Below are 18,295 nucleotides of genomic sequence, written 5' to 3'. Positions count from 1 at the left end.
GCAGCACGGTGATTAACAGCATTACAGTCCTGATCGATCCAAAATCAGACCAGATCGCTTGTAGCTTCCTCAACCTGAGCTCCGTTCACTCGTTCAAGAAGAACTTGCTTGATGTGATAATTATCGGTGTCCACAACGGTCCATACATAATCACCGTGTTCCACTGTGTCGCCTTTTTCCACACCTACACCCTTCTGGTACTGAATCCATCCGGCCACGGTATCCATCTCTTCATTACCTTCAAAATTCAGCCCGAACTGCCGCTCCAGTTCATCCAGAAGTACCCGGCCATTAATGAGATATTGATTCTCTCCAGTCTCCTGAATGTCAGCCACCTCATCGGCATCGAATTCATCCCGAATTTCACCGACAAGCTCCTCCAGAATATCCTCCATCGTGAGTATACCCGAGGTGCCACCGTATTCATCCACCACCACGGCCATGTGTACACGTTCCTGCTGCATCTTAATCATGGCATCCTGAATGCGTGTTACCTCGGAAACGAAGGGAATCTCGCGAACGAATTCAATAAGCTGATGTTCCCGCGTTGCCACCATGTCTGGCAGTATCTTTTTCACATTCACTACGCCGACAATACGGTCCTTGTCCCCATCTTCGACGACGGGATAGCGTGAATAGTTATGTTCATCCAATATAGGAATGATATCGTCATAGGTCATATCCTGATTAAGTGTCACCAGTTCTGTTCGCGGTACCATGATGTCTTTTGCATCACGTTCATCAAATACAAATACATTTTCCAAATAAGACAGCTTGGTTTTATTGCTCTCGTCACCTTCATAACTCTGGTTCATGATGATTTTGATCTCATCTTCGGAATAAGCTTGATCATGGTCAGCAGGTTTCACACCGAATCCGCGAAGCAGAACACGTGAGGCTCCATTGAGCGCCCAGATGAAAGGATACATGATCTTACCAAACCAATATAACGATGGTGCGAGCATCAATGTCAGTCTTTCCGAGAACTGAATCGCCATCGTTTTGGGAGCCATCTCACCCACAACCACATGCAGAAACGTGACAAGGATAAAGGCAATCGCATACGAAGCAATCGACGAGATCGATGCTGATACGTTCAGGTAATCAAATACTGGGTACAACAATCTTTCAACCGTCGGCTTTCCGAGCGCCCCCAATCCAAGGGCAGTGACCGTAATACCGAGCTGACAGGCTGACAGATAATAATCCAGGTCCGAGACAACTTTTTTGGCCAATACGGCCTTTTTGTTGCCCTCGGCAACCAGTTGATCTACTCTTGAAGTACGAATTTTGACTACAGCAAACTCCGATGCTACGAAGAATGCAGTCAATGCAATCAAGATAATAAGTAATACAATATTCAATATGGTAATTATGTCCAATGATTTCCCCGTTTAACAGGGATTCACCTCCAGAGATAGTTACAGCATGATCCGTTAACCTCGTTAACCATTCATCAGCTGATTGTCGTTCATGGATTTTCGCTCAAAACAGCGTATGCGTTATATGAAATCAATCTGATTATAACGTTTGTATTGTTGTACTTTGACCTTGTAAAATTGCAAAACAGGAATTCAGGATGAAGTCAATCACGTACAGAAACTACTTCACTAAAAACAGGGTTCCCCCTCAAGCTGTCATGGTTTCTCGATTTACTCCTGCAAAATTCTCCATTTGGACAGTTTACAATATCGCCTTCCCAATAGATATCCACCTCCCCTCATACTCATTCCTGTTTCCGAAAAGTATACCATGATCCTAGCCAAACCATCTAGTTTCACGTTATGGTTTGGAACAAGCTAACAGTATATTGTTCACAAAATAGTCTTTATATATGTTGTGTTACCTTATATGTGATTATTTGTGTTACTTTATTATGTGATATTGTTCACTTCATTAGTATAGTACAATGTAAAAAAATACTACCCTATCCTTTAGGGCGTTAAACATATATACGCAGAAAAGAACCCGCAGGATGCAAACACCTTTCCAGTGCACATCTTGACGGGTTCTCTTATTCATTATACCAATGCTTTGGCAGCAATGTCAGAACGCTGATGTTTTCCATCAAAGTGGATTCGTTCGGCCTGCGCATATGCTTTGTTCCTTGCTTCGGCAATATCGGCACCAAGGCCCACAACACCCAGAATACGACCACCGTTCGTAACCCACTCACCTGATACACTACGCGCTGTACCTGCGTGGAATACCACCGCATCGTCAACTTGATCCAGTCCTTCAATGACTACGCCTTTAGCATAAGGACCAGGATATCCACCTGAAGCAAGCACTACACATACTGCAGCTTCATCACTCCATTCAATCTCAATATCAGCTAATTTACCGTGAACGGTCGCCCAGAAGATATCGAACAGGTCACTCTTCAGACGTGGCAATACGACCTGTGTCTCCGGATCACCGAAACGTGCATTGAACTCGATCGTTTTGGGTTTACCATCCGGCGAGATCATCAGTCCGGCAAACAATACCCCCTGGAACGGACGCCCCTCGGAAACCATCGCTTTGGCAGTTGGTTTGATGATCGTTTCCACGGCTTCTTCAATGATAGAAGCCGGTATATGCGGCAGTGGCGAGTAGGTTCCCATACCACCCGTGTTTGGCCCCTGATCATTGTCGAATACCGGTTTGTGATCCTGTGCTGCTGCCATTGGTCGAACCGTCTCTCCATCCACAAAGGCCAAAATGGACATTTCCTGCCCTGCCAGGAATTCCTCAATAATAACCTTGGCACCCGCTTCTCCAAACACTTTTTCCACCATGATACTGCGAAGTGCCTGATCTGCCTCTTCACGGGAATAGGCAACTGTAACACCTTTGCCCGCTGCCAGTCCATCTGCCTTGATGACAACCGGAATCGCTTGCTCATCCAGGTAAGCCTGGGCCTGTTCGTAATTGTCGAATTTCTCATAGGCTGCGGTCGGAATATTGTATTTGTGCAGCAGATCCTTCATGAACGTTTTGCTGCCCTCAATCTCTGCTGCATTGCGACGTGGTCCAAATACCGGGATGCCTGTCGAATCAAATGCATCTACAATGCCATCTGCCAATGGATCATCTGGCCCAATCACCACCAGACCCACTTGAAGTTCCACAGCAAGCGCCGTCAGTTTACCAAATTCATTCACCGCAATCGGATGACACTCAGCCAGCTGTGCAATACCTGCATTTCCAGGTGCACAATGAATCTTGTCTACCTTTGGACTCTTTGCCAGCGCCCAAATGATTGCATGTTCCCGGCCTCCGCCGCCCACTACCAGAATATCCATTCGCTCAGTTCCCCCTCCATGAATTACAGGATGTTGTCTACCTCTGCTCGTATAAAAGCTAAAAAAGAGGGGCGTCCCATAAGTCATGAGCATGACGGGGACACCCCTTTTTAGCGAATTTTCACTTTAAAGAATCGAGCACATTCTATTATTCCAATTCCCACGGATTTGCAGTTTAGCGAATCACAGAGACGTTATTTCGTCCATCTGTAGGTTCCTACGCTGTTTTGTCCCTAGATAACATCACTACAGTTCGTTAAACTTTACATTCCATGATGATTCGCCTTTTGAGGTGCGGTCGATTCGTTAACGCTTTGACCCGAGAGTAAAATCACTGCTAGCACAACCTACCTGGAATATATATTCGTGATGTTTAGTGTTTGAAGTGACGAACGCCTGTGAAGACCATGGCGATGCCGTATTCATTCGCTACTTTGATAGACTCTTCATCCTTAATCGAACCACCTGGTTGAATTACTGCCGTAACTCCAGCCTTCGCTGCAAGTTCAAGTGTATCGCCCATTGGGAAGAACGCATCGGATGCCAGAATGGCTCCCTTCGCTTGTTCTCCAGCTTGTTCAATAGCAATCTTGGCTGCGCCGACACGGTTCATTTGTCCAGCGCCCACACCCACAGTCATATCATTTGCTGCAAGCACAATCGCATTGGATTTCACATGCTTAACCACTTTCCAGCCAAACAACAGTTGTTTCAGTTCTTCTTCGGATGGTGCACGATCTGTAACTACCTTCAACTCGCTCGCTTCAATGGAATGTACATCGCTTTGTTGTACAATCATGCCTCCGTCGATGGACGTTACCACGAATTGGCTCTCTCGTTTACGGGCAGCATTCAGTTCACCCGTTTTGAGCAAACGAATGTTTTTCTTCTTAGTGAGGATATCAAGCGCCTCTTGTGTAAAGTCAGGAGCCAGCACGATTTCCAGGAAAATCTCACTCAATTTGCCTGCTGTATCGCTGTCGATAATGCGGTTTGCTGCCACGATGCCGCCAAAAATGGATGTTGGATCAGCTGCATAAGCTTTGCTGTAGGCTTCGTAGATGCTTTCGCCAACGCCCACGCCGCAAGGGTTCATATGTTTAACCGCCACAACGGCCGGTTCTTCGAATTCTTTGACAATCTGCAATGCTGCGTTCGCATCGTTGATGTTGTTGTAGGACAACTCTTTGCCGTGCAATTGCTCGGCTGTTGTCAACGTATCTTGGGCAGCCAGCGGTTTGCGGTAGAATGCCGCCTGCTGATGTGGATTTTCGCCGTAGCGCAAATCCTGGAGTTTTTCGTAAGTAACCGTCAGGCGCTCTGGCAATGGATCACCATTCAGGTTGGAGAGATAGTCGGAAATGACTGCATCGTAAGCCGCCGTATGACGGAACACTTTTGCCGCAAGCCGTTTGCGTGTTTCGAGTGTGGTGTTCCCATTGCTGCGGACTTCTTCAAGCACCTTGCCATAATCTGCGGTGTCTACAACGACACTAACATAAGCATGGTTTTTGGCAGCGGAGCGAAGCATGGTTGGACCACCGATATCGATGTTCTCGATTGCGTCCTCATACGTTACGTCCGGTTTAGCGATGGTGTCCTGGAACGGATACAGATTCACAACAACGAGGTCGATATAACCCAGTCCGTTCTCCTCCATCTGACGCTTGTGCTCTTCGCTGTCACGAACAGCCAGCAAGCCCCCATGAACTGCCGGATGCAATGTTTTGACACGTCCATCCATAATCTCCGGGAATCCAGTCACATCCGAAATTCCGATGACAGGTACGCCTTCCTTCGACAACAGGCTGCTTGTACCTCCTGTCGAAATAATTTCCACACCCATTTGCGACAGCTCGCGGCAAAAGTCCACGATGCCTGTTTTATCCCATACGCTGACCAGCGCTCTTTTGATACTCACAATATGCTCCTCCTTTAATGTCCCATGGCTCCGCGTTTCATGGCGAAACACAGCCGATTTATTTCCCGAGAAATATCACAAAATGCGTACCAATATTCGACTTCTGTTATACAAGTTGAACCAAGATGTTTACACGGGACACTCCGATGACAGAACAACCTTCCAATCGCTGTTATCCCCAGATTTTTTGATTCCCTTTTCTTAAAGGGAAAATCCGGTGATAAAGGCGAACGCTTCGCTTTTTCAGGTTTTTTCTGTCCTCTCCGTTAATGTGTAAAAAAAATTTCAACTTATATCAAACCGGTTTGTTAACAGTGACGTGACGTCCGTCTAACTGAACCAGACCTTGCGCGAACCAGGATACAACTTCTGGGTATAGCTGCTGTTCAGCAGCATGAATGGAACGGCTAATGGATTCAGCAGTGTCCCCTGGCAAAATGGGGACAGGATGCTGGGCAATAATCGGACCTGTATCCATGCCTCCATCCACAAAGTGCACAGTCACGCCTGTAATTTTGACGCCGTATTCCAGTGCTTGTCCTATCGCATCCTTGCCTGCAAACGCCGGTAACAAGGATGGATGAATGTTAATCAGCCGACCTGCATAACGATCCACAACCACTGAAGTTAACAATCTCATGTATCCTGCAAGAACAACCAGGTCAATGTTTTTGGATTCAAGCACTTCCACAATCTCAGCCTCGTAGGCTTCGCGGGAATCATAATTTTTGGGAGTAAACAGATGGCAATCCACGCCTGCACCCTGCGCTCGCTGCACCACGCGTGCAGCCGGCTTGTCACATACCAGCAGATCTATGGATGCATCCAGACCTCCATTCCGTGCTGCATCAACCAATGCCTGAAAGTTCGACCCTTCACCAGAGGCAAATACAGCAATGCGGTAGCTCGCCATTAAACATCCGCTCCCGTGAAGGTTACTCGCGCATCTCCTTCGGTTACACGGCCAATGATGTACGCTTCTTCACCAGATGATTTCAGTTGTTGCAGAGTTTCCGCCGCATCTGCTTCGTTCACAACCAGTACAAGTCCAACCCCCATGTTAAACGTGGTGAACAAGTCACGGTTCGAGACAGATCCCTTCTCCTGTAACAGGTTGAAAATCGGCAGGATCGGCCATGAGCCGTAGTCAATATCCACATTCACGTTGCTAGGCAACATACGTGGGATATTCTCGATGAAACCGCCACCTGTAATGTGAGCCATGCCTTTTACGTTCACTTTTTCCAGCAGGGATAGCAATGGTTTCACATAGATTTTTGTAGGTTCCAGCAGGGAATCCCCCAGCTTGCCACCCAGTTCCGCTACTTCATCATGCAGATGAAGTCCCGCATCTTCCAACAAAAGTCTGCGTACCAACGAGAATCCGTTGCTGTGCACACCGCTGGAGGCCAGTCCAATCACCGTGTCGCCAGGGGCGATGGTTGTACCGTTAATGATCTTTGCTTTGTCCACGATACCTACGGTAAATCCGGCAATATCGTATTCGCCTTCACTGTACATGCCTGGCATCTCCGCCGTTTCGCCACCGATCAGCGCACAGCCAGACTGATGACAGCCTTCAGCGATCCCCGCAACAATGGCTTCAATCTTCTCAGGGATGACTTTGTCACAGGCCAGATAATCAAGGAAGAAGAGTGGCTCTGCGCCCTGTACAACAATGTCGTTCACACACATCGCTACTGCGTCGATTCCGATGGTATCGTGACGGTCCATCGCAAATGCGATTTTCAGTTTGGTTCCTACGCCGTCTGTACCGGATACGAGCACCGGCTCATCATATTTATCTTTGTTCAAACCGAACAGGGCACCAAATCCCCCCAGATCTGTCATCACTTCCGGACGGAAGGTACGTTTTACGTGTTTTTTCATCCGTTCAACCGCTTCATTACCTGCCGCGATATCGACGCCGGCCTTTTTATATGCTTCAGACACAACCCTCACACCCTTCTGATTCTATAAATACGGTTAATGATGTATCGTTTCTACAAGTCCAACTCATCTATCGTTGCTCCATCTCTAACAGATGGTTTTGCACCAATTCATACCCGGCCACGCCAAGTGTATTAAACTGGCCGTACTCCTCCGGTGGAAGGTTTCGGATGTATTCGTCTCCGCAGTACAGATGACCCGCACATTCGAATACTTGCAGTTCCTTCTTCTCAGGAGTCAGCGGGATATTGCCAACGATTCTCCACGTTCCATCTCGAAGATAGGCCGGTGAGGCAAAAATCACACTGCTCTCACGTTTCCCGTAGGTATAACAGAGAAAATCGCCATCTTCCATCATTACCGTTTCGTCACGCTGAATGCTCATCACGCCGAATGAAAACGCCTTTTTGAAGCGGCCTTTCAGTGCACAAATAATCTGGCACACAGCAAATTGCCCATCGTTCATTGGAGTCAGAAATATATCGCCTTCGTTATAGCCTTTTTTCCGCATATGCATATGCGTCTAGCAGCTACAGCCGAATTTTTCTTCGCCGTTGAAGTCGAGGCGGGTTGGGTAATCATGATCAAAACATGCGAGACATAGTCCGCCTTTAGGATCATCCTGATTATCTCCCTGAATCGATGCAATCAGTCCATCGGGACTGAGAAACTCCAGGGAGTCCGCGTTGATTTCACGGCAGATTTCTTCCACCGACAGCTGTGAAGCGATCAATTCGCGGCTGTCGGGTGTATCGATGCCATAGAAACACGGATTTTTAAAAGGTGGTGATGTGATGCGGACATGAACCTCGGTTGCTCCTGCATCGCGCAACATGTTCACGATTCGCCGGGAAGTGGTTCCCCGTACGATAGAGTCGTCAATCATGACCACACGTTTGCCTTCCACAACGCGACGCACGGCGCTCAGCTTCATCTTCACGCCTTGCTCCCGCAATTCCTGGCTTGGCTGGATAAATGTACGTCCGGTGTATTTATTTTTGATCATACCCATCTCATACGGAATACCTGTCTGCTCGGCGTAGCCAATGGCCGCGGATATACTGGAGTCCGGTACGCCTGTTACCAGATCTGCATCCACAAACGACTCAATCGCCATCCGGCTTCCCATCCGTTTACGGGCAGCATGCTGGTTCACACCATTCATGTCACTGTCTGGACGGGCAAAGTAGATATACTCCATCGCACACAGCGCCTTGCGGTGTTTGTGATGATCGAAACGATCCTCGTGCAGACCATCTGCATCCAACACAAGCAGTTCACCGGGTTCAATGTCACGAATCAACTCTGCGCCGATCGTTTCCAATGCACAAGTCTCGGAAGCAAACAGATATGCATCCCCGAGCTTACCCATCGTAAGCGGCCGAAGTCCGTGTGGATCAGAAGCTACCAGCAGCTTGTCGTTGGTCATGATCAGAAATGCATAACCACCCACAATGCGTTGGAACGCCTCTTTTGCAGCTTCCACAAGTCCCTTGGATGAACGTGCAATCAGATGCGCGATAACCTCAGTATCACTCGTTGTTTGGAAAATGGACCCGCTCTGCTCCAGTTCACGCCGGATCGTTGGTGCATTCACAATGTTACCGTTGGTCGCTACGGCCAGATCGCCATCACGGTATTTGAATACCAATGGCTGTGCGTTCGTCAGTTTACTGTCACCACTTGTTGAATACCGGACATGTCCAATGGATATGTCCCCGGTCAACGTCTGCATCAGGTCTTTGGTGAATACTTCCTTCACCAGACCCATGCCGCGATGATAATTAAACTGGCTGCCATCACTCACACACATGCCTGCACTTTCTTCGCCCCGATGTTGCAGCGCATGCAGTCCATAATAGGAGAGTGAAGCAGCATCAGGGTGTCTGTACACCCCGAACACGCCGCATTCTTCCTTCAATTTATCGAGCCCTTCTTTACCAGACCCTTCATTATAATAATCGCCTGTCCACAACGGTCCTGTCGTCAGTTCATGAGACATGGAATCGCATCCTCCCAGACCTGAGTTAAACCTCCTACAGGTTCGTTCACGGCTGATGTTCCGTTCAATTCAATCGCCAGGTTACTTCCTTCTACACGTCCAATCACAGCTACAGGTACACCACGCTCACGTACAAATGCTTCAAGTTTACCCGCTTGCTCCGGCGTAGCCGACAACAAGATACGGGATTGACTCTCACTGAACAGAGCGTGATCTCCACGCAACGTAGTCTCCACATTCACCTGTGCTCCAACGTTACCGCTGATACAGGATTCAGCCAATGCAACAGCCAAGCCGCCTTCGGACAAGTCATGCGCCGAGCGAACAAGACCGGTTTGAATTGCTTCCAATACCGTGCTGAGCAATGCTTTTTCCGTTTGCAAATTCAGCTCTGGTGGACGGCCTTCCGTCTGACCATGGACCGCATATTGCAGCTCGCTGCCACCCAGTTCAGCTTTCGTTTCACCGAGGAGGATGATGACATCCCCTTCGGATTTGAATGCTTGTGTCGTGATATGATCCGTGTCATGAACGAGACCTACCATACCGACAACTGGCGTTGGATAGATAGAGCCTTTGGCGTTTTCGTTATAAAGACTGACATTACCACCGATAACCGGTGTATCCAGCACACGGCAAGCTTCTGCCATACCGTCTACCGCTTTCTCCATTTGCCAGAAAATATCCGGTTTCTCCGGGTTACCGAAGTTCAGGTTGTCCGTAATCGCCAGTGGCTCCGCACCGGAACATACAATGTTACGCGCTGCTTCACTCACGGCAATGCGTCCGCCAACTTCAGGGTCGAGATACACATAACGTCCATTACAGTCCGTTGTCATCGCTAATCCTTTGCGTGTGCCGCGAATCGTCACAACAGCTGCATCCGAACCTGGGCGAACCGCTGTGCTTGTACGCACCATGTAATCGTATTGATCGTACACCCACTTTTTGCTCGCTACCGTTGGGGAAGCCAATACTTGTTTCAATGCTCCGCCGAGATCCGACACTTCGTCGTAACGAAGCGTGTCGATGGAAGCACTTTGCTCATAATAAGCAGGTACAGAAGAAGGTTTGTCATACACCGGGCACTCATCAACCAGTGCAGTTACCGGCATATCTCCAACCACTTCGCCGTGGTGGATCAATTTCAGACGACCATCATCCGTTACTTTTCCGACTTTGGCGCAGATAACGCCCCAACGTTCAAAGATTTCCATCGCTTGTGCCTCATCCTTCGGCTCGACAACAAACAACATCCGTTCTTGGGACTCAGACAGCATCATCTCGTAAGGCGTCATGCCTTCTTCACGCTGTGGCACCTGATCCAGATACAGCTCCAGACCGTTACCCGCTTTACTAGCCATCTCCGCACTCGAACATGTCAGACCAGCAGCACCCATATCCTGAATACCGAGCACGATGCCTGTGTCGATCAATTCCAGACAGGATTCCATCACCAGTTTCTCCATAAACGGGTCACCGACCTGAACCGCTGTCCGTTGGGACTCGGATTCTTCCGTCAATTCAACCGATGCAAAGGTTGCTCCATGAATACCATCCCGGCCTGTTGGTGGCCCAACATAATACACAGGGTTTCCTACACCTTTAGCTACGCCGCGCTGAATCTTGTCATGATCAATCAGACCTACACACATCGCGTTAACCAGCGGATTGCCTTCATAGCTCTCATCAAACATAACTTCTCCACCAACGGTAGGAATACCGATACAGTTCCCGTATCCAGCAATACCCGCTACGACATGCTCGAACAAATATTTAACACGATCACTCTCCAGCTTGCCGAAACGAAGGGAGTTCAGCAACGCAACCGGTCTCGCTCCCATGGAGAAAATATCACGGATAATACCGCCCACACCTGTCGCCGCACCTTGGTAAGGCTCAACCGCGGAAGGGTGGTTATGGCTTTCAATTTTGAATACAACGGCCTGATTATCACCGATATCCACGATCCCGGCACCTTCACCCGGTCCCATCAGGACACGTGGTCCAGTGGTTGGGAAACGGCGCAAGAGCGGCTTCGAGTTTTTGTAAGCACAGTGCTCGGACCACATGACACTGAACACACCGATTTCCGTGTAGTTCGGCTTGCGCCCCATGAACTCACAGATCAGCTCATACTCGCTGTCAGACACGCCCATTTGTGCGTAAAGTTTATGTTCTGCGACCTGTTCTGCTGTCGGTTCCTTAGCGGATAGCTGCTGCGTCATGCCGATCCCTCCATGCTTTCAAAATTGATGTAAACATCCGTTTGCCGTCTTCCGAACCAAACAGTGAGTCCACTGCACGCTCTGGATGCGGCATCATGCCGACCACATTTCCGCCCTCGTTACAGACTCCCGCGATATCACCCAGGGAACCGTTCGGGTTGCTGCCATACGTAAATACGATCTGGTTATTTGCTTGCAGACTCGCAAGCGTCTCCTCGTCGCAATAATAGTTGCCTTCACCGTGAGCAATCGGGATGATAATTTCTTCCTCAGGTGCATAGTCACGTGTAAATGGCGTATCTGCATTCGCTACTTTTAATACCGTATCGTGACAGCGGAATTTCAGGGAGGTGTTGCGAATCAAAGCACCCGGAAGCAATCCTGCTTCAGTCAGGATCTGGAATCCGTTGCAAATGCCCAAAATATATTTACCTTGTTCAGCAGCTTTGGCTACCTCGTTCATTACCGGTGCAAAGCGGGAAATCGCTCCACAGCGCAGATAGTCACCATACGAGAAACCACCCGGAACCAGAATACAATCATAAGCCGACAGATCTGTAGCCGTGTGCCATACATAATCAACCTCTTGCCCAATGGCATCTTCCACTGCCTTGTAACAGTCGATGTCGCAGTTGGAGCCAGGGAACACAAGAACTGCAAATTTCATGAGATTAACCCTCCAATTCGTAGCGGTAATCTTCAACAACGGTGTTGGCCAGCAGCTTTTCACACATTACTTTCAATCGTTTCTCCGCTTCCGCACGATCTGTTGTATCCAGGTTCAGTTCCATGACTTTACCGATCCGTACACTTTCCACTTCATTGAATCCCATGGAATGCAGGGCTCCTTGAACAGCTACGCCTTGCGGGTCGAGTACGCTTTGCTTAATAGTGACATATACGGTTGCTTTGATCATGATCCTATGTTCCTCCTCAGTAATGAACGGGATAAATGCTTTATGCTGTTAAAAAGGGGCTTTGGAGCTTGCTCCGGGGCAGATTGTTCTTCCGGTCGCTGTTGTCCCCAGGTTTTCTGATTGTTTTGGCCCGCTGTGCGGTCAAAACCCGGGGACAAAGGCGAACTCTTCGCTCCTTTAAGAACAATTCCGCCCCTTCGCTAGTCCATGCGACGTTTTCTTAAAGGCCTAACCCTTTTACGTTGCACGGTTGGTAATGGTAAAGCTTGCTCCGGGGCGGATTGTTCTTCCGGTCGCTGTTGTCCCCAGGTTTTCTGATTGTTTTGGCCCGCTGTGCGGTCAAAACCCGGGGACAAAGGCGAACGCTTCGCTCCTTTAAGAACAATTCCGCCCCTTCGCTAGTCCATGCGACGTTTTCTTAAAGGCCTAAACCTTTTACGTTGCACGGTGGGTAATGGTCGAGCCTGACCATTACGTGAAACGGTGAATGGTCTTCGGGTTACATGAGTAACCAGTGAATTTGATTCTCGCAATTTTTCAGGCTTCCCTACCTGTTGGAAGCCACCGCTCTTAATTGCCTCTCCCCCAGTTTGACACTGGCGGAGGGAAAGATTTGAGCTGGAGAAGCGTAAGCTAAAAGCTTTCTGAAAGAAAGCTACTTCGAAAGCATATGCTTCGCCTTTGCAACCGGAATGTATCCTTTTGAAAAAAGGATTCCAATCTAAACATTCCGGGGGCAACAGCGATCGAAAGCCAAGCTTTCCCGTAGCCCGCTCAAACGTTAGCCTCCTCAAACTTTCCCGCAGCTTACCTCAAACGTTACATTTTATTGTGCCGTTAAACGGTTATAAATATCGACGTATCTTGCGGTTGTTGCCTCCACAACCTTTTGTGGCAGTGGATCAGGCTGGCTGTTCTTGTCCCAATCGGTTCCGGCGAGATAGGTGCGCACCGGTTCTTTATCCATGCTGTCGATCTCGATGTCGAGTGCGTAATTCTCTTTGGCCCAGAAGCGGGAAGCATCTGGAGTGAAGATCTCGTCAATCAGAATGACTTTTCCGTCTACCAAACCGAACTCGAATTTGCAGTCTGCCAGAATGATGCCACGTTGATCACAGTAATCACGGGCGAATTTGTACAGGCGCAGGCTCTTTTCCTGAAGCTCAATCGCGAGTGCATCCCCCACCAGTTCTTTCATGCGATCCAACGGAATGTCTTCGTCGTGACCGACATCGTTTTTGGCAGCCGGGGTGAAGATAGGAACTTCGAGCTTGGCGTTTTTGCGAAGTCCATCAGGCAGCTTAATCCCATTCACTTCACCACTCGTCTCATATTGTCTCCATCCACCGCCAGTGATGTAGCCGCGCACAACACATTCAATATCAATGCGTTCCGCTTTGCGGGTTACCATGATGCGATCTTTGAGCAAATCAGGGTTGGTGATGATGTCCCCCAATTGATTCACATCCGTATAAACCACGTGGTTGTCCATCATGCCACCTGTCAGTTCAAACCAGAAGCTGCTGAGTTTATTCAGTACATTTCCTTTCTCGGGAACCGCCGGGTCCAGCACGTAATCAAAAGCCGAAATTCGGTCCGTAACCACGATGAGAAAATGTTCACCCAGATCGTACAATTCACGTACTTTTCCTTTATATATCAGAGGAGCTTTAACGAGATCTGCCGCAGTAGACAGCGCCATGGAGGCTCACCTTCTTTCAGGAGATGTAAGGCTAAGGACAGAATCCTGATGGTGCGGACTCCACTCCGATGACAGAACAATCTTCCGATCGCTGTTATTCCCAGATTTTTTGATTCCACTTTTTCAAAGTGAAAATCCGGGAATAAAGGCGAGCGCATTCGCTTCTTCAGCTTATTTCTGTCCTCTGCGCTCAAGTGTCGAACCATCATTCTGTTCTCTAGCCTTATTAAGGTATTAATCGTTCAAACCAAGCTTTTTGAAGATGGTATCTACGTGCTTCAGATGCCATGACGGGTTGAACGCATCTGCGATTTCTTCTTCGTTCAGTACTGCCATAATTTCCGGGGTGGATTTCACGATATCCTGGAATTGACGTTGTTCTTCCCATGCTTGCATCGCACGTGGTTGAACGGTATCGTACGCCTGCTCGCGGCTGAAACCTTTGTCGATCAGCTTCGTCATGACGCGGCCAGAGAATGGCACGCCGAAGGTGCGCTCCATGTTGCGTTTCATGTTTTCAGGGAATACCGTCAGGTTCTTCACGATGTTGCCAAAACGGTTCAGCATGTAGTTCAGCAGCATCGTTGCATCTGGCAGAATGATACGTTCTACGGAAGAGTGCGAGATATCACGCTCATGCCACAATGTCACGTTCTCGTATGCCGATACCATATGTCCGCGAATGACGCGGGACAGACCGGAGATATTTTCGCTGCCGATTGGGTTACGCTTGTGCGGCATCGCGGAAGATCCTTTTTGACCCTTCGCAAAAGCTTCTTCCACTTCACGGAATTCACTCTTTTGCAGTGCGCGTACCTCTGTAGCAAACTTGTCCAAAGACGTTGCGATCAACGCCAGTGTAGCCATATATTCCGCATGACGGTCACGTTGCAATGTTTGAGTCGAGATCGGTGCAGGCTTTGTGCCCAGCTTCTCGCAGACAAACTCTTCAACAAATGGATCGATATTGGCATATGTGCCAACTGCTCCGGAGATTTTACCGTATTGCACGTTGTCTGCTGCATGACGGAAACGCTCCAGGTTTCGTTTCATCTCTTCATGCCACAATGCCATTTTCAGACCAAATGTCGTTGGCTCCGCATGCACCCCGTGCGTACGTCCCATCATTGGTGTGTGCTGATAAGTCAGTGCTTTTTCACGAAGGATTTCAATGAAATTCACGATATCCTTTTCCAGGATTTCATTGGCTTGACGCAGTACATAACCAAGAGCCGTATCCACGACATCTGTGGAAGTCAGTCCATAATGCACCCATTTCCGCTCCGCACCCAGACTTTCAGATACCGTACGAGTAAATGCGATAACGTCATGACGTGTTTCCTGTTCAATCTCATAGATGCGGTCGATGTCAAAAGATGCGTTCTGACGAAGCAATGCTGCTTCTTCCTTAGGAATCACACCCAGTTCAGCCCATGCCTCACATGCACAAATTTCAACTTCCAGCCACGATTGGAATTTGTTCTCTTCCGTCCAGATCGCTCTCATTTCGGGTCTGCTATAACGTTCAATCATGAATTTGTATTCCTCCAGAGGTTAGTTTGTTCAATCCATTGCAATCCTTCTTCAACATCCTGACAGAGCAGATTCACATGCCCCATCTTACGTCCTGTTTTCGGTTCGGTTTTACCATATATATGAAGCTTGGGAATCACACCGAGTTCTATCGCTTCTGCATCAGGTTGCCCTGTTCTTGCGATAATGCCTTCCAGATGTTCTCCAAGCACATTGACCATAACAACCGGGCTCAATAACGATGTGTCCCCAAGTGGTAATCCGCAGATGGCACGGATATGTTGTTCGAACTGAGAAGTCGCACAAGCTTCCATCGTATAGTGACCAGAATTATGCGGTCTTGGCGCCAGTTCGTTGACGTACAGTCTTCCATCCGCCGCTACAAACAGTTCCACGGCAAGCAACCCGACAGCCTTCATCGATTCTGCCACCGCCGCTGCAAGTTTTTGCGCTTCAATCTGGATGTCCGCAGCAACTCTAGCCGGTACAATTGACGCATGTAAAATGTTATTCACATGAATATTCTCCGCTGGCGGGAATGTCTTGATCTCCCCATTTGTACTGCGCGCTACAACGACCGAAATCTCACATTCGAACTTGATGAATTGCTCCAGCACCAGTTCCGCACCTGTAGCTGCAAGTTCTTCGTACGCGGCAACAGCCTCACTTGCTTCCCGAATAACCCGTTGACCTTTGCCATCGTATCCTCCGGTTACCGTCTTCAGTACACAAGGCACACCCAGTTCGCTTACAGCAGCAAGCATCGTATCCGCACTCGTAATTTCACGATAAGGCGCAACTCCTACTCCAGCAGCTTCAATCGCTCTCTTCTCACGCAATCGATGCTGAGTGGTGTACAATAACGAACTTCCTTGCGGAACATAGGACTCACGTTCGAGCAGAGCAGCAACTTCTGCATCTACATTTTCGAATTCATACGTAATGACATCGCATTGCCGTGCCAATTCAAGCGCAGCTTTTGCATCGTCGTATGCCGCTTCGATCTGACGAGCAACTTGTCCACAAGGTGCGTCTGCAGCCGGATCAAGGGTAACAAAGCGATATCCCATTGCAGTTCCCGATAACGTCATCATCCGTCCGAGCTGCCCGCCTCCGAGAATGCCAATGGTTGTTTTCCCTGGCAGCAAGACACGCTGTGATTCTCCTGTAGATGCGGATTGAATACCCGTATTACTCATATTTCTTCACTGCTTTCAAGCACTTCTTGTTTGATTCGCTCCCTGCGGGCCTCAGAACGCCGTTGGACATCTTGGTCAAAAGCACCAATGATCTGGGCTGCAAGCAATCCCGCATTCGTTGCACCTGCCTTACCAATCGCTACCGTTGCGACAGGAATGCCGCCAGGCATCTGAACAATGGACAACAAGGAATCGAGACCATTCAATGCTTTGGATTGAACCGGAACGCCAATGACCGGAAGCATCGTTTTGGCTGCAACCATACCCGGTAGATGTGCCGCCCCGCCCGCACCTGCAATGATCACCTTGAACCCGCGGTCGATGGCCTGCTCCGCATATTCAAACATCAGATCCGGTGTACGATGGGCGGAGACAACCTTTTTCTCATACCCAATCTCCAACTCATCCAGCACCTCACACGCATACTTCATCGTTTCCCAATCCGATTTGCTGCCCATAATTACAGCGACCTGCACTGACATGAATATATCCAACTCCCGTCTGAGCGTTTTAATTTGATCCTCTTTGGTATCTCCTGGTCTACTTTAGAAATGAAAAAATCCGCTACCCGCGAAAACATCACATTTTCTTCGGACACCGGACTCCAAGAAATACGTATCCCACATTTGAGCATGCCAAAAGGGGCTTGCTGTCCGCATCTGCAATCATGCGACTCTCAGCCGTATCTCCTCGTAGTCCGGAAATTTACGGTTTCCAGGTAGATACTTCCGGGCCCTATTCCCGGCGTTATACGAGCAAATATCTATTTCAAACAAACTATTTCAAACTGTTCCATCTGTTACACGTTTCGTTCCTACTCGACCTTATTCTTACCTGATCGACACATCTAACATTCTAACAATCCCCTACAGCTAATGTCAACTTAAAGACGAACATTTAACATATTGACAAATATAATGTTCGGGAATTACTCCATTCACTTCTACTCTCTACCTATTTCTTCCTATAAAAGAAAGCCAGCTCCTCTTCAATCTATCGAAGACAGCCGGCTCTCTACTTTTTGGTGTGCACTCACACTTAATCAATTATTTCACGATAAGTACTGGAACCTTAGCATGCTGCACCACGTTGTGACTAACACTACCCAAGACAAACTCCCGGATTCCGCCGAGTCCACGACTACCAATAATAATGATGTCCGACCCGTTCTCTTTTGCATAATCGAGCAGCACTTCAGCAGCAGCACCTTGAATCAGATCCACGTTCGCTGTAATACCAGCAGCCTGAATTCGCTCTTTCGCTTCATCCGTAGTTTGCACGGCCAGATTGTAATAATCATTATTAAGCGAAGGTGGGAGTGGGGCCAATCCCTCACCAATAAATACACGAGGGAAGTCAAAAGCATGAATAACATCAAGTACGGCATCAGGAGATACTTTAGTTAACTCAATCGCACGATCGAGTGCTTTATTCGAAGCCTTTGAACCATCATAAGCAACCAGTATTTTGGAGAATAACATGTACATCCCGTCCCTTCCCTTATATGTAGAACATCCGAAACAAACTTCGGCCTGACATAAAAAACACAAGAACCA

Annotated in this window: 15 protein-coding genes and 1 riboswitch; all 15 genes read right to left on the bottom strand. The window is 48.4% G+C overall.

The features are described 5' to 3' along the window. Positions 1–44: 44 nt before the first annotated feature. Positions 45–1,382: a hemolysin family protein gene (locus ACR32F_RS03660; RefSeq protein WP_440116253.1), complete on the bottom strand. Its 1,338-nt coding sequence runs from the start codon at positions 1,380–1,382 to the stop codon at positions 45–47. 639 nt (positions 1,383–2,021) lie between these two features. Next, a complete protein-coding gene (purD, locus tag ACR32F_RS03655; RefSeq protein WP_440116251.1) occupies positions 2,022–3,287 on the bottom strand; it encodes a phosphoribosylamine--glycine ligase in 1,266 nt (421 codons plus the stop codon). Positions 3,288–3,660: 373 nt separating this feature from the next. Further along, positions 3,661–5,208 carry a bifunctional phosphoribosylaminoimidazolecarboxamide formyltransferase/IMP cyclohydrolase gene (gene purH / locus ACR32F_RS03650; RefSeq protein WP_440116249.1) on the bottom strand — a complete coding sequence of 516 codons (1,548 nt, stop codon included), beginning with the start codon at positions 5,206–5,208 and terminating at the stop codon, positions 3,661–3,663. Positions 5,209–5,503: 295 nt separating this feature from the next. Continuing rightward, positions 5,504–6,121, bottom strand: coding sequence for a phosphoribosylglycinamide formyltransferase (gene purN / locus ACR32F_RS03645; protein WP_440116247.1), 618 nt, complete (start codon positions 6,119–6,121; stop codon positions 5,504–5,506). After that, on the bottom strand, positions 6,121–7,161 hold the full coding sequence (gene purM / locus ACR32F_RS03640) for a phosphoribosylformylglycinamidine cyclo-ligase (RefSeq protein WP_440116245.1): 1,041 nt from the start codon (positions 7,159–7,161) through the stop codon (positions 6,121–6,123). The genes purN and purM overlap by 1 nt, the downstream gene beginning before the upstream one ends. A 67-nt stretch (positions 7,162–7,228) precedes the next feature. Continuing rightward, positions 7,229–7,669 carry an immunity 26/phosphotriesterase HocA family protein gene (locus ACR32F_RS03635; protein ID WP_440116243.1) on the bottom strand — a complete coding sequence of 147 codons (441 nt, stop codon included), beginning with the start codon at positions 7,667–7,669 and terminating at the stop codon, positions 7,229–7,231. A gap of 12 nt (positions 7,670–7,681) precedes the next feature. Then, the gene (purF, locus tag ACR32F_RS03630) at positions 7,682–9,160 is read right to left on the bottom strand and encodes an amidophosphoribosyltransferase (protein ID WP_440116241.1); all 1,479 of its coding nucleotides are present in this window, start codon (positions 9,158–9,160) and stop codon (positions 7,682–7,684) included. Continuing rightward, positions 9,145–11,388 (bottom strand): phosphoribosylformylglycinamidine synthase subunit PurL, encoded by a 2,244-nt coding sequence (gene purL / locus ACR32F_RS03625; protein ID WP_440116239.1) that lies wholly within the window; start codon positions 11,386–11,388, stop codon positions 9,145–9,147. Before purL ends, purF begins: the two co-directional genes overlap by 16 nt. Continuing rightward, on the bottom strand, positions 11,366–12,055 hold the full coding sequence (purQ, locus tag ACR32F_RS03620) for a phosphoribosylformylglycinamidine synthase subunit PurQ (protein ID WP_440116237.1): 690 nt from the start codon (positions 12,053–12,055) through the stop codon (positions 11,366–11,368). The genes purL and purQ overlap by 23 nt, the downstream gene beginning before the upstream one ends. Before the next feature lie 4 nt (positions 12,056–12,059). Next, positions 12,060–12,305, bottom strand: coding sequence for a phosphoribosylformylglycinamidine synthase subunit PurS (gene purS, locus ACR32F_RS03615; protein ID WP_017690695.1), 246 nt, complete (start codon positions 12,303–12,305; stop codon positions 12,060–12,062). 826 nt (positions 12,306–13,131) lie between these two features. After that, positions 13,132–14,007, bottom strand: a complete 876-nt coding sequence (locus ACR32F_RS03610; protein ID WP_440116234.1) for a phosphoribosylaminoimidazolesuccinocarboxamide synthase — start codon at positions 14,005–14,007, stop codon at positions 13,132–13,134. Positions 14,008–14,241: 234 nt separating this feature from the next. Then, positions 14,242–15,540, bottom strand: a complete 1,299-nt coding sequence (gene purB / locus ACR32F_RS03605; protein ID WP_440116232.1) for an adenylosuccinate lyase — start codon at positions 15,538–15,540, stop codon at positions 14,242–14,244. Next, positions 15,537–16,739 carry a 5-(carboxyamino)imidazole ribonucleotide synthase gene (gene purK, locus ACR32F_RS03600; protein ID WP_440116230.1) on the bottom strand — a complete coding sequence of 401 codons (1,203 nt, stop codon included), beginning with the start codon at positions 16,737–16,739 and terminating at the stop codon, positions 15,537–15,539. The genes purB and purK overlap by 4 nt, the downstream gene beginning before the upstream one ends. Continuing rightward, entirely contained in the window at positions 16,736–17,221 is a 486-nt protein-coding gene (purE, locus tag ACR32F_RS03595; protein WP_440116228.1) for a 5-(carboxyamino)imidazole ribonucleotide mutase, read from the bottom strand. The genes purK and purE overlap by 4 nt, the downstream gene beginning before the upstream one ends. Positions 17,222–17,412: 191 nt before the next feature. Then, a riboswitch (purine riboswitch) is annotated at positions 17,413–17,514 on the bottom strand. Between the two features lie 271 nt (positions 17,515–17,785). Next, positions 17,786–18,220 carry a universal stress protein gene (locus ACR32F_RS03590; protein WP_440119667.1) on the bottom strand — a complete coding sequence of 145 codons (435 nt, stop codon included), beginning with the start codon at positions 18,218–18,220 and terminating at the stop codon, positions 17,786–17,788. Positions 18,221–18,295: the final 75 nt, after the last annotated feature.

Source organism: Paenibacillus hebaui (genome assembly GCF_051934385.1).
Lineage (GTDB): Bacteria > Bacillota > Bacilli > Paenibacillales > Paenibacillaceae > Paenibacillus.
Note: the sequence above shows the minus strand (reverse complement) of the source record. Positions and strands in the feature narration are given on the sequence as shown.

Bases quoted from the DNA above. Each gene is read 5' to 3' on its own strand.
- purD (WP_440116251.1), bottom strand. From the start codon at position 3,287: ATGGATATTCTGGTAGTGGGCGGCGGAGGCCGGGAACATGCAATCATT.
- purN (WP_440116247.1), bottom strand. From the start codon at position 6,121: ATGGCGAGCTACCGCATTGCTGTATTTGCCTCTGGTGAAGGGTCGAAC.
- ACR32F_RS03635 (WP_440116243.1), bottom strand. From the start codon at position 7,669: ATGCGGAAAAAAGGCTATAACGAAGGCGATATATTTCTGACTCCAATG.
- purF (WP_440116241.1), bottom strand. From the start codon at position 9,160: ATGTCTCATGAACTGACGACAGGACCGTTGTGGACAGGCGATTATTAT.
- purL (WP_440116239.1), bottom strand. From the start codon at position 11,388: ATGACGCAGCAGCTATCCGCTAAGGAACCGACAGCAGAACAGGTCGCA.
- purQ (WP_440116237.1), bottom strand. From the start codon at position 12,055: ATGAAATTTGCAGTTCTTGTGTTCCCTGGCTCCAACTGCGACATCGAC.
- purS (WP_017690695.1), bottom strand. From the start codon at position 12,305: ATGATCAAAGCAACCGTATATGTCACTATTAAGCAAAGCGTACTCGAC.
- ACR32F_RS03610 (WP_440116234.1), bottom strand. From the start codon at position 14,007: ATGGCGCTGTCTACTGCGGCAGATCTCGTTAAAGCTCCTCTGATATAT.
- purB (WP_440116232.1), bottom strand. From the start codon at position 15,540: ATGATTGAACGTTATAGCAGACCCGAAATGAGAGCGATCTGGACGGAA.
- purK (WP_440116230.1), bottom strand. From the start codon at position 16,739: ATGAGTAATACGGGTATTCAATCCGCATCTACAGGAGAATCACAGCGT.
- purE (WP_440116228.1), bottom strand. From the start codon at position 17,221: ATGTCAGTGCAGGTCGCTGTAATTATGGGCAGCAAATCGGATTGGGAA.
- ACR32F_RS03590 (WP_440119667.1), bottom strand. From the start codon at position 18,220: ATGTTATTCTCCAAAATACTGGTTGCTTATGATGGTTCAAAGGCTTCG.